This window comes from Rhodoferax sp. BLA1 (assembly GCF_013416775.1).
Taxonomy (GTDB): domain Bacteria; phylum Pseudomonadota; class Gammaproteobacteria; order Burkholderiales; family Burkholderiaceae_C; genus Rhodoferax.
This window is the reverse complement of sequence record NZ_SZVI01000013.1, coordinates 271,152-283,424: the sequence shown is the minus strand read 5'-3', so window position 1 is coordinate 283,424 and position 12,273 is coordinate 271,152. Positions and strand designations below refer to the sequence as shown.

Here is a 12,273-nt window from a genome sequence, read left to right as displayed (position 1 = left end):
TTGTAGCTCAAGCCGTGATCGCCGCCAGCAGGGCCTCGATGTTGCCAAATAGCAGCTCACTGCGCAGCAAGCGCAGGGAGCCGCCTTGGCTCAGTACCAAGGCGGGCACACCTTGTGCGCCCAGGCTGTGCATCAGCTGTTGTGCTTGTTGTACACGCGAGTTGTTGGCTGTTTTCAGTTGGCTGTCACCGGCCAGCAGAAGCTCAGCGGCAAGGGCCAGGTCGTGTTCGCGCAGGATATCGACCACGGTGGACAGTGCGCTGGTGTCCTGCCCCTGCACATAACGGGCTTCCTGCAGTAGCTTCAAGGCTGCCAGTTCACGATGCGGTTCGGTCAGTGACACCGCCGTCAAGGCCAGTGTGACCGCATCAGAGTCAAAACGGCTACCGGTTTTGCCCAGAACCTGCGCCCTATAGGCCTCGGTAAAACGCTGGCCGGTGAGTTTTTGGATGCGTTGGTCGTTGGACCAGGCATAGGCCGCAAACCCTGCATCCATGACGCGCCCACCCGCTCCGCTGAACAGGCCCGTGGGGGCCAGTTCCAGGTGAATGTGGCTGTGTTGCGCCAGCTGCTGGAGCACGGGTGAGGCGCCATAACACCAGCCACACAGCGGGTCAAACAGGTAGGTGAGGGTGTTTGGCATGCTGCTTACCACTTCATTTCACCGGTGTTGACCTTGGCGCCGATGTCGAGCGACATGGCACCATCGGTGAGATGTGGGTAGGCCTGTTTCATGGCACCAATCAGCTCGGCGCTGGTCTTGCTGGCCGCCAGATTTTTCTCAAAGCTCAGCAGGTAGTCCTTGGTGAAGCTGATCGCGCTGGCATCCACCGCGCTGCCTGCCTTCATGTGGCCGGGTACCACCAAGGCGGGCTTCAGCGCGGCCATCTCATCGAGTTGCGCGACCCAGGCGGCGCGTTCAGCGGCAGTCTGGGTATCAGCGGTCCACACATGCATGTTGCCAAACACACCGATGTTGCCAGCGATGGCCTTGATGGACGGAATCCAGGCATAGGGGCGGTGCGCCAACAGGCCCTGGGTGCCACGGATCTCAATCGTTTGGCCTTCCAGCGTCAGGGTGTTGCCCTCCAATGCATGAGGCACCACTGGCGTGTGCGGCGCATTGGCACCCATCTTGGGGCCCCAGAAGGTGACCTTGCCTGCCAGCTTGGCGGTGAGTTTGGCCAGCACGGCGGGTGTGCTCACCACATCGGCCTGGGGGAAGAACGTTTTCAGGGTTTCCACGCCAAAGTAGTAGTCCGGGTCGGCTTGGCTGACGTAAATGGTGGTGAGCTGTTTGCCGCTGTCGAGCACATTGGCGGCGATACGCAGGGCGTCGGCCCGGGTGAAGCCCGCGTCAATGACTACAGCGTCTTTTTCGCCATAGACCAAGGTGGCGTTGACATTGAAGCTGTTGCCGTCAGCGTTGTAGACCTTGACGCTCAAGGGCTGGGCGGCTTGGGCGGTGAAAGCAATGGCGAGAGAGGCGGCGATAACGGTGGTGCGGATCATGGAAAACTCCTAGTATGTGGTTCAAAGAATGGCTACTCTGTAGCGCTGAAATGAACTGTAATTGCAATAATCGCGCAGATAAACAGCATAATCCGGCCGTTACTGTTTCAAAATTTGATCAAATATGGACCGTTTAAGCGCCATGCAGGTGTTTGTGGACGTGGCCAGCAGTGGCAGCTTCAGCGCCACGGCCGACAAGCTGGACATGTCCCGCGCCATGGTGACGCGGTATGTGGCTGAGCTGGAGCAGTGGCTCGGCGCGCGCCTGTTGCAGCGCACCACCCGCAGCGTGAGACTCACCGATGCCGGTGAACACTGCCTGCGCCGCAGCCAGCAAATGCTGGCGCTGATGGCTGACGTGGAGGAAGAAACCAGCAGCCCTGACAGTGCCCTGCGTGGGCAGTTGCGCATCACCTGCAGTGTGTCGTTTGCCTACGCGCAGCTGGCGGCGGCTGTGGCCGACTTTCTGGTGCAGTACCCGCAGCTCAAGATCGACCTCAATGCCAGCGAAGGGGCGCTCAATTTGGTGGACGCGCGCATTGACCTGGCCATCCGTATCAGCGCCGAGCCTGACCCGGCGCTGATTGGCCGCGTGTTGGCACCGTGTGCTTCGGTGCTGGTGGCCTCCAGGTCTTACCTGGCGACACACGGTCTGCCTGAGGGCCCGGCCGACCTGGCCAAACACCGCTGCCTGAGTTACGCCAACTTTGGTAAAAGTGTCTGGACACTGCGCCGTGGGGAAGAGCAAGCCCAAGTCAGCGTGGGCAGCCACCTCAGCGCCAACGAAGCCACCGCCTTGTTGAGCGCCGCGCTGGCCAGTGGTGGCATTGCGCTGCAGCCGACTTATCTGGCCAACCGCCATCTGGCCGACGGCAGTCTGCAACAGGTGTTGCCCGAATGGACACTGCCCGACATGGTGATCTACGCGCTGTACCCCTCACGCAAGAATTTGTCCCCGGCGGTGCGCGCTTTGCTGGACTATCTGGTGGCGCGTTTTGCCACGGTGCCGTGGTAACGCACAAAAAGAAAAACGCGCTTGCCCCGAAGCCGGGACAAGCGCGTTGGCGCTAGCTTTTTTTTATCAGCCGATTTGTGCGATACGCATCAAATTGGTGGTGCCTGAAGTGTTGAAGGGAACACCAGCCGACACCACGATGGTGTCGCCCGTTTTGCCCAAGCCTTCTTTTTTGGCAGTTTCGCAGGCCCAGTCGCTCATCTCCAGCACGTCTTGAACGTCATGGCACAACACTGGGTAGACGCCCCAGGTCAGGGCCAACTGACGTGCAACGGCACGCTTTGGTGTCATGCCAATGATGGGTGCCTGAGGGCGTTCGCGTGCCATACGCAGCGCGGAATAACCCGAGCTGGTGTAGGCTACAACAGCTGCCACATTCAGTAGCTCAGCCACGTTGCGCACCGCCACACCGATGGCGTCAGACGGTACCGGGATGTGGGTGGTCTGAGAGGCTTTGATCGCCTCACGGTAGTAGGGGTCAGCTTCGGTTTGCGCAATGATGGAGTTCATCATGCTCACGGCTTCGACTGGGTATTTGCCGGAGGCGGACTCGGCGGACAACATCACGGCATCGGCGCCGTCGTAAATCGCGGTGGCCACGTCGGAGGCTTCGGCACGGGTGGGCACCGGTGCGGTGACCATGGATTCGAGCATCTGTGTGGCCACAATCACCGGTTTGCCGGCTTCGCGGCACGCACGGACGATGCGTTTCTGAATGGCTGGCACTTGTTCTGGCGGCATTTCCACACCCAGATCACCACGCGCCACCATCACCGCATCCGTTTCAGCCACGATGGCATCGAGGCTCAGGATGGCTGCCGGTTTTTCAAGCTTGGCCACAATACGTGCCCGGCCTTTGACGATGGCTTTGATTTCGACGATGTCTTCTGGGCGCTGAACAAATGACAGCGCAATCCAGTCGATACCCAGTGTCAGTCCGTAGTCCAAGTCTGAACGGTCTTTTTCTGTCAGGGCCGACAGCGGCAGGACGACACCCGGCACATTGACACCTTTGCGGTCAGACACAGCACCACCGGCGATCACGCGGGTTTCTGCAAAGTCGGGGCCAAAACTCTCCACCCGCAGGCGCACCCGGCCGTCGTCGACCAACAAGTCGGTGCCAATTTCCAAGGCATTAAAAATTTCAGGGTGGGGCATCGGCGCCCGGGTTTGATCACCGGGTTTGTCGGTGTTCAAGTCCAGACGGAAAGACGCGCCTTCGGCCAGCATGATCGGTCCCTTGGCAAACGTGCCCAGGCGCAACTTGGGGCCTTGCAGATCGAGCAGCACGCCAATCGGGCGGCCGGCATGGCGTTCGATGGCGCGGATGGTGTCCAGGCGCTGTTTGTGGTCTTCTTGTGTGCCGTGGCTGAAATTCAGACGGAAAACGTCGGCGCCAGCTTCAAACAGGGCTTGAATGGTTTCACGGTCAGCACTGGCTGGTCCGAGGGTAGCGACGATTTTGGCGTTACGGTTACGGTGCATTTTTTTCAATTCCTTAGTCATTTTAAAAATCTCGCTCTGTGAGTCATTAACGTTCACTCGATGTTCCGCTAGGGAGCATCGAGCCAGGTGGAACCTGTTCACGCTCGGTGCCATCGATGGTCGACTTGCGCTAGATCGTGTATGTGGTCATTGTGGATAGTCAGTTTTCTGTTAGCTTGTTGATGTAAAGCGCAGGAACCTGTATTTTGCCTTCTTCACGGGTTCACAGCGCGCTCATGGCTGACTTGATACCGATCTCCTTGATCCGGATCAAAGCGTTGGTCGTCTGCTGCGCCAAGCCGGGAACCTGGGTCAGGTCCTCGCCCCACAGGCGGATGTCTGCAAGCAGAGATGTGGCGACTTGGCCCATGTCCGTGGCGCCATGCCACGCAGCGTGCATGATGACCAGGATGTCGGCGTTGTCTTTGATCGGATAACTTTGTCCCTGGCGCAGACCCTGGTAGTCCCCGTTGGCAGCGAACTGTCCGTCATAAAAAGTGAGCAACGCAGCCAATGAAAACGAGAGCCCGGCGGGTGAATTGCCGTGTTTGGCGGCGTAATCCTTGATGGTGGGCAACACGCGCACCTGCCACTTGGAGACCGAATTCAAGGCAATCGAGATCAGTTCGTGGCGGATGTGTGGGTTGGCAAAACGCTCCACAATGGTTTCTGCATAAGCCTTGCGCTCGGCCTCAGGCAGCGGCACAAAGGGAACAATCTCCTCGAACATCACCTTGTTCAGGAACTTGGACACCACAGCGTCTTCGGTCATCTCACGCACGGTGTCCAGCCCGGCGCAGTAGGCAGCCAGCGAGCTCGCGGTATGGGCACCATTGAGAATGCGCACCTTGCGTGTGCGGTAGGGCTGCAAGTCCTCTGTCCACACCACATCCAGGCCAGCCTTGTGCAGCGGCAGTTCGTCGGCGATCTTGGCCGGCCCTTCGATGACCCACAGCAGGAACGGCTCGGCCGCCACGGTCAAGGGGTCCTTGTAGCCAAAGTCGGCAAACAGTGCTTCTGCTTCAGCAGCAGGAAAGCCCGGGACGATGCGGTCCACCAGGGTGTTGCAGAACACGTTATGTGCCTGCACCCAGTTGATGAACTCTGCGGGCAAGTCCCAGGCTTGTGCAAACTGCAGCAAGTAGTTTTTGAGCTTGGTGCCGTTGGCCTCGATCAGCTCAGCGGGCAGGAACACCAAGCCCGACTCAGGAGAGCCTCCAAATGCTTTGAAACGGGCCAACAGCAGCGCCGTCACTTTGGCCGGGAAGTTGGCAGGGCATTTGCCCTCGACCATGGCTTCTGGGACATAGGCGATACCGGCCTCGGTGGTGTTGGAGACGACAAAACGCAGCGCCGGGTCCTGCATGGTGGCTAGCATGGCATCCCATTGGGTGTAGGGGTTGAGGGTGTCTTTGACACAGCTCACCAAGCGCTTGGACTGGACCGGTTGGCCGTTTTGCACGCCGCGCAGCAAAACCGTGAACAGCTGGTCCTGGGCTTTCATCAGGTCGGCGATACCGCGGTCGATGGGCTGCGCCATGATCACTTCGGCGTTCATCAGGCCGGCACCATTGGTCACATCGACCATCCAGTCGACAAAGGCGCGCAGAAAATTGCCGTCACCAATTTGCAGAATGCGCACGGGTTTCAGGGACGACGGGGCTGTTGATTCAACGCTCAGTTTGCCCTCGGCAAGCCTTTGGCGGTTCAGTTCATACATGTCTTGATCCTTTCTGGTCATTTGTTCCGGTGCGTCTCCAAGAGCGCAGCTCACTTCAGGTGTTTGTCAGAATGTGCCGTCAAAGCGGCCAATGGGGTAAGGCTTGGCCTGGGCAGGCGCTTGATCGCTTGATTCACACTTGTGTGTGTTTGACAGGCGCGGACTCTACACCAAATTGGATCAAAATCCAAGAAACATGAAACAGTGTTTTGTTTGTGATGACTTTTTTCACAAATAATTGAAACAACGTTTCATAAAATGCAAACTTTGTCGTATATTCTCGGCTTCAGCCTGAGGTGACTTGATGTCCATTGGGCGTTGTTCAACCAACACAGTGAAAAGTGAACATGACCAAGCACAAAGCCTATCTGGTTCTCAACGCCGGTTCTTCGAGTCTGAAGTTTTCGGTATTTCGGCAAGTGACAGACTCCACCGAGTTGCAGACTGTTCTGTCCGGGCAGATTGCGGGAATTGGCAGTCTTGCCACCTTTGAAGCCAAAGACGCCAGTCGCCGCGTTTTGGCCAAACACAGCTGGAGCGAAAGCGACTCGAACAGTCGCGACATCATGCTCCAGTATTTGCTGGACTGGATCAGCACCACCCTGGTGGATGATCAGATTGTTGCTGCTGGCCACCGTGTTGTTCATGGCGGGCGCTTCCTGGGTCGGCCAATGAAAGTCACGCCTGAGTTGTTGAACGATCTGGAGCAGTTGGTTCCGCTGGCGCCGCTGCATCAGCCACACAATTTGGCGCCCATCCACATCCTGGCACGCAATCACCCTGAGCTGGATCAGGTAGCTTGTTTTGACACCGCTTTCCATAGCACCCAACCCAAGCAGGCTAAGACCTATGCGCTGCCACGTGCACTCAGCGACGAAGGTGTTTGCAAATACGGTTTTCACGGCCTGTCTTACGAATACGTCAGCAAACAACTGCTGGCCACACGACCGGAATTGGCCACGGGCCACATCGTGATCTGTCATTTGGGCAATGGATCCAGTCTGTGTGCCGTCAAGGACGGTCTCAGCATGGACACCACCATGGGCTTCACGGCGCTGGACGGTGTGCCGATGGGCACCCGCACGGGCAGCATTGATCCGGGTGTGCTGCTGTATTTGATGCGTGAGAAAAAGATGGACCTGGAAGCCATTGAGGATCTGTTGTATCGGCGCTCGGGTTTGCTGGGTGTGTCGGGCCTGTCCAATGACATGAAGGTGCTCGAGGAATCGGACGACCCCCATGCCAAAGAAGCTGTGGACTTGTTCTGCTTTCGCGTAGCCAAGGAAGTCGCTGCGATGGCCGCCTCCATGGGCGGACTTGATGCCCTGGTGTTTACGGCAGGTATTGGAGAAAACTCGCCGTACATCCGCAATATGATTGCCCAACGTCTGGCCTGGCTCGGTGTCAAGCTGGATGCTGATGCCAACTCTTCGCGTCAATTCAACATTTCGGCCGCAGAAGCACGCGTTCCCACTTTTGTTGTGCCGACCAACGAAGAAATGATGATTGCCAAACACGCGATGAACCTGCTTGCGGCGGCCTAAATCCTTTGGGTGCCAACACCTGGTGTTGGGTATCTTTGGTAACGCTGTCTAGTTCATGACAATACGGGGGCCGCAGCCACCGTTTGCCTATGCGGCGTAGCGAGTTGCCAACCTTGCGCTGATCCGGTTATTGGCTTATGGCCCTGGATGGCATACCTGTGAAGGCCGTCTTGGTGTGCATCACGAGGGGCGACGTCGTGCCAGATACAATCATTGGCGCCTGAGCCAGAAGCTTGGTTTAGGCATAAGCCTATGATTTATATTAAAAAAATACCCATGTTGCGCTGTCTGTGGCAGGCTGTTGAGGCTTCCACGGTGGGTGCGGGTGAGTGGCGCTTTGAGTGATCAGCCCTTGGCAGCGCTGTCGCTGGCCGCGTTTGACCAGATGGTCGCCAGCACCTCGGCGTTTCGGTCCCGGCCCGGCCAGCGTGAGATGGCCCAACGTATTGCCACCGCCTTGCACAACGTCACCCTCGGTGAGCATGCTGACCCCGAAAAAGCCATTGCGGTGATCCAGGCTGGTACTGGCGTCGGTAAATCGGCGGCGTACCTGTCCACCACGGTGGCGATGGCGCTGGCACGCAAAACCCGGGTGGTTGTGTCCACCGCCACGGTGGCGCTGCAAGAGCAGCTCATGACCAAAGATCTGCCCGCGCTGGCGGCAGCGCTGGACACGCCTTTTGTCTACGCGCTGGCCAAAGGCCGAGGCCGTTATGTCTGCAAACTCAAGCTCGAGCGCCTGGCAGGTGCCGGAGAGGACGACAGCAGCGAGTTATTTGGGGTGGACGAAGACGCGCCACCACCACCCACCGCGTACGCCAAACAGCTCAAAGGCCAAGACTGGCAAGCTCCCGAAGAGCGGCGTATGGCCCTGTACGACACCCTGGCCAATGCGCTGGCCGCTGGCCGCTGGGATGGTGACCGCGACAGCCTGGCCGAACAACCCGACCCGCGCGACTGGTCCACGGTGGCGGCCGAGCGCCACACCTGCACCGCACGCCACTGCCCGCTGTTTCGCAACTGCAGTTACTACAACGCGCGCACCTTGCTCGCACAGGCCCAGGTGATTGTGGCCAACCATGACCTGGTGCTGGCCTCGCTCGGCATGAAAGCGCTGCCCGAACTTGACAACTGCCTGGTGGTGTTTGACGAAGGCCACCATCTGCCTGCGGTGGCCCTCGACCAGTTCTCTGGTGCGATGGACCTGACCGGTCTGCGCTGGCTCGACAAGCTGCCCAAAATCCTGCACGAAGTGGCTGAAAAAATGGGTGTGGCGGTCGAGCAGGATGTGACCACCCTGGCCCAGCAACTCAAGACCGCGCTGCTGGACGCAGGCCGCATTGCGATGGATTTGCTGCGTGGTGTGACTGCCAGTTACGACATCGTGCACCGATTTCCGGACGGTATCCTACCCGACGCCTTTGTGGAACCGATGACCCTGATCCACGGCCACGCCAAGGGGTTGTCGGACGTGCTTGAAGCGCTCGGTGCCGAACTCAAACTCCGCGCCAAGGAAGACCCGACACAGGCCGCGCAGAACTCGGTGCAGTACGCCAAGCTGGGCCAGATGGCACCCAAGCTCAACAGTGTGCTGGGCACCTCCGCCATGCTGTTGGCGCATGAAGCACAGCCGATGGCCAAGTGGCTCAAGTCCGACACCAGCAGCGGCCTGGTGTCGCTGAGTGCCCATGCCTGCCCGATCGTGCCCGGTAGCCTGCTGCGCCAACATTTATGGCGGCAGGTGCGTGGTGCGGTGGTGACCTCGGCGTCCCTCACCAGTTGTGGAAGTTTTGACTATTTTTTGGCAGAAACAGGGCTCGATCAACTCGACCACGTCAGTACGCTGGCGGTGGACAGTCCGTTTGACTACCGCCAGCAGGGCCAGTTGCTGGTGGTCGACACCGTGGCCGACCCGCGCCAGGTGGAGAGTTTCACACGCGAGATGGTGGCCGCCTTGCAGGCAGATCTGCATGAGGTGACGCACGGGGCATTGGTGTTGTTCACCTCACGCGTGCAGATGAAAGCCGCAGTGGACGCGCTGGACGCTGCGCTGTTGGGTGTAGTGCTGGTGCAGGGCCAGTTGTCGCGCGCGCGCTTGCTGGGCACCCATACGGCGCGCGTGGAGTCGGGCCAGCCCTCGGTGATTTTTGGGATGCAGTCGTTTGGTGAGGGGCTGGATTTACCCGGACAGTTGTGTGAAACGGTGTTCATCACCAAGCTGCCGTTTGCGTCGCCGTCTGACCCGGTGGAAGAGGCTCGCTCTGAGTGGCTCAAACGCGAAGGGCGTGACCCGTTTTCTGAACTGGTCGTGCCCGCCACCGGCATCCGCCTGCTGCAGTGGACGGGGCGCGCCATCCGCACCGAAGACGATCAAGCGAGGGTGGTGTGTTACGACAAACGCCTGCTGTCCACCGCCTATGGCAGGCGCATGTTGCAGGGCTTGCCGCCCTATGCGGTGCTGCGCCGGGTGCGCGGGCAGACGCAAGCCGTTGCCGGGTCGCTTTGAAGAAAAAAGCGCTTGTGCCACAGAGTGTGGTGGCTTGTATCGGCGAGGTAAAGTGGCTTGCAAAAGGGGATGAGCGCCCCAACTGAACGGTTCACAAGGAGCAATGTTTTGAGTGATGTGTTGTTGAAACTACTGGGTTTTATTGTGCGTGTGGGTTTGCTGCTGGCCGGTCTGGTGTTTTTTGCCAGCCTGCTGGCCGCTGGCTTTTTGTTCCTGATCCTGTGGCTGTTGCGTGCGTTGTGGGCCAAGTTGACCGGCCAGCCGGTGAGCCCATGGACGTTTCAGATGAATCGGCAGGCCATGTGGCAACGCTTTAACCAGGGCGGCTTTGGTCAGCCTGGCGGGGCGGCAGCCAGAGCGGACAACGTGGTCGATGCTGAGGTGACGGATGTGACGGCAGTCACGGATGTCGAGCCCAAACGTATCACGCCGCGTTGATACGGCTTTGGCCCATCGTTTTTTTGTCGCAGTTGTTAGGTGTTCTCGGTAGGCGTGCAAAAACATGCGGGTCTGCATAGGCACTGTGTTGTCCTCACAGCGGGGCCATCGAAAGTTAATGGCCCTGTCTCGCTTTGGGATTCAAGCGCGCCGCATTTTGACCGTGACGTGATGTTATAATTTTGGGCACGGTGGCTGTAGCTCAGTTGGTAGAGTCCAGGATTGTGATTCCTGTTGTCGTGGGTTCGAGCCCCATCAGCCACCCCAAGTCATTCAAAAAACCTGCTGTTTTAAAACTAGCAGGTTTTTTTTTGCACCGGTGGTGGCCTGTGTCGTCATGGGTACATGGTTTGAAGAAGTAATCTGTGTTGCTGCGTGTGGTCGGCATGTTTCCCCTTGGCCACCATGGAGCATCGAGATGACGTGATAAGGGTTGCAGAGATAGAGAGGAGGACGTGGCGCCAGGGGTTTTATCCTGGGGCTTCAGACTGTCATTTGTTGTGGTCTGCCGCTGGCAACCAAAACCTGGTCCTGGGCCGTGTGAGCTTTGCACGAAGCCCTGAGCGTTATTTCTTTTTGCAGCACCTTTGCGGTGTGTCTCTATGTCACGTCATAAAAATAGCCATTTGATCACGCCCGATGGGGCAGCCCCCAGTTCTGCTCTGGTTTCCAAGTCTGGGCTTGCGCGTGTTGGTTTCAGCACCGGCTTTGGTGTGCTGGCGGCCACGCTGGGTTCGGCGGTGGGTCTGGGCAACATCTGGAAGTTCCCGTACCTGACTGGCGCCAATGGGGGGGCTGGCTTTTTGCTGGTGTATGTGCTGGCCACCCTGCTGGTTGGCTTGCCGGTGATGATGGCCGAGATCTCACTCGGGCGTGTGGGCAAGGCCAACCCGATTTCCACCTTGCAGGCTTTGGCACCCAAAGGTCAGCCCTGGTGGTTGATTGGTGCGGCGGGTATGTTGGGCGCCTTTTTGATTTTGTCGTTTTATTCCGAAGTGGTCGCCTGGGTTTTTGCCTATGTGGTCAAGGCGTTGAGTGGCGCCATCCTCAGCAGTGACCCGAAGGTGACCGAGGCCGCGTTTGGCGCCTTGATCAGTGACCCGCTGCAATCGCTGTTGTGGCAGTGGGCGGTGCTGGTGTTTATTGGTGGCATCTTGCTGATGGGGGTCACCAAGGGCATTGAGGCCATGACCAAGAAGCTGATGCCGATCCTGTTGCTGCTGCTGGTGTTGTTGTGTGCCGTCAGTCTGACCCTGGACAAGGCGTTGGAGGGCCTGGCCTTTTTGTTCCAGCCCGATTTCAGCAAAATCACCGCCTCGGTGGTGCTGACCGCCATGGGGCTGGCCTTTTTCAAGCTGTCGATTGGCATGGGCACCATGATGACCTATGGCAGTTATTTCCGTGACGATCAGAACATCCCGCTCACCACGGTGCGTGTTATGGCGGCGGATTTGTGTATCTCGATGCTGGCTGGTATCGCCATTTTTCCGGCGGTGTTCACCTTTGGTTTTGAACCCACGGCCGGACCCGCCTTGGTGTTCATCACGATTCCGGCGGTGTTTTCCCAGATTCCGATGGGGCAGGGCTTGATGGTGGTTTTCTTTGTGCTGGCCTCCATTGCTGCCACCGGTGCCATGTTGTCGCTGATGGAGGTGCCGGTGGTGATTCTGCATGAGCGTATGGGGTTGTCGCGCCCGAAAGCCACGCTGTTGACCATTGCTTTGCTGGTGGTTCTGGGCTCGGCCAGTGCCCTGAGCAACAGCACGCTGGCTGATTTCAAGCTGTTTGGTTTGACGGCGTTTGATTTGGCTGACTTTGTCTCGTCCAACATCATCCTGCCGATTGGCGGCATTTTCATTGCCTTGTTTGTCGGCTGGGCCTGGGGGTTGGACAAGTTCAGCCAAGCTATGAGCAACCAAGGCCAGTTGCACAACCAACAACTGGTCCGCGTGGTGTTTTTCTTGCTGCGTTATGTGTCGCCAGCCTTGATCTTGATCGTGATGCTCAAGGGGCTAAAGCTGTTTTAACGCAGGCCGGGCGTTAGCATCTTGGC

Annotated in this window: 9 protein-coding genes and 1 tRNA gene; 6 read left to right on the top strand and 4 right to left on the bottom strand. The window is 58.5% G+C overall.

Features of this window, described 5'->3' with window-relative positions:
- Nucleotides 1–7: 7 nt before the first annotated feature.
- Both FDG13_RS16725 and FDG13_RS16720 read right to left on the bottom strand, forming a co-directional pair.
- On the bottom strand, nucleotides 8–643 hold the full coding sequence (locus FDG13_RS16725) for a DsbA family protein (RefSeq protein WP_180130751.1): 636 nt from the start codon (nucleotides 641–643) through the stop codon (nucleotides 8–10).
- Between the two features lie 5 nt (nucleotides 644–648).
- Complete coding sequence (locus tag FDG13_RS16720) at nucleotides 649–1,512, bottom strand: MBL fold metallo-hydrolase (protein ID WP_180130748.1); 864 nt, start codon at nucleotides 1,510–1,512, stop codon at nucleotides 649–651.
- A 124-nt stretch (nucleotides 1,513–1,636) separates the two neighbouring features.
- On the opposite strand from FDG13_RS16720, the gene FDG13_RS16715 reads away from it, so the two are divergent.
- A complete protein-coding gene (locus tag FDG13_RS16715; RefSeq protein WP_180130746.1) occupies nucleotides 1,637–2,527 on the top strand; it encodes a LysR family transcriptional regulator in 891 nt (296 codons plus the stop codon).
- Between the two features lie 66 nt (nucleotides 2,528–2,593).
- On the opposite strand, the gene pyk is transcribed toward FDG13_RS16715, so the two are convergent.
- Complete coding sequence (gene pyk, locus FDG13_RS16710; RefSeq protein ID WP_180130744.1) at nucleotides 2,594–4,012, bottom strand: pyruvate kinase; 1,419 nt, start codon at nucleotides 4,010–4,012, stop codon at nucleotides 2,594–2,596.
- Nucleotides 4,013–4,235: 223 nt separating this feature from the next.
- A complete protein-coding gene (locus FDG13_RS16705; RefSeq protein ID WP_180130742.1) occupies nucleotides 4,236–5,732 on the bottom strand; it encodes a tagaturonate reductase in 1,497 nt (498 codons plus the stop codon).
- Nucleotides 5,733–6,079: 347 nt separating this feature from the next.
- On the opposite strand from FDG13_RS16705, the gene FDG13_RS16700 reads away from it, so the two are divergent.
- The 5 genes from FDG13_RS16700 to FDG13_RS16680 all read left to right on the top strand — a co-directional run bounded on the left by FDG13_RS16700 (nucleotide 6,080) and on the right by FDG13_RS16680 (nucleotide 12,247).
- The gene (locus FDG13_RS16700) at nucleotides 6,080–7,276 is read left to right on the top strand and encodes an acetate/propionate family kinase (protein WP_180130740.1); all 1,197 of its coding nucleotides are present in this window, start codon (nucleotides 6,080–6,082) and stop codon (nucleotides 7,274–7,276) included.
- Nucleotides 7,277–7,613: 337 nt separating this feature from the next.
- Nucleotides 7,614–9,782: an ATP-dependent DNA helicase DinG gene (dinG, locus tag FDG13_RS16695; RefSeq protein WP_180130734.1), complete on the top strand. Its 2,169-nt coding sequence runs from the start codon at nucleotides 7,614–7,616 to the stop codon at nucleotides 9,780–9,782.
- A gap of 108 nt (nucleotides 9,783–9,890) precedes the next feature.
- Complete coding sequence (locus FDG13_RS16690; protein WP_180130731.1) at nucleotides 9,891–10,220, top strand: hypothetical protein; 330 nt, start codon at nucleotides 9,891–9,893, stop codon at nucleotides 10,218–10,220.
- Nucleotides 10,221–10,411: 191 nt separating this feature from the next.
- A tRNA-His gene (locus FDG13_RS16685) sits at nucleotides 10,412–10,487 on the top strand.
- Between the two features lie 335 nt (nucleotides 10,488–10,822).
- Nucleotides 10,823–12,247, top strand: a complete 1,425-nt coding sequence (locus FDG13_RS16680) for a sodium-dependent transporter (protein WP_180130727.1) — start codon at nucleotides 10,823–10,825, stop codon at nucleotides 12,245–12,247.
- Nucleotides 12,248–12,273: the final 26 nt, after the last annotated feature.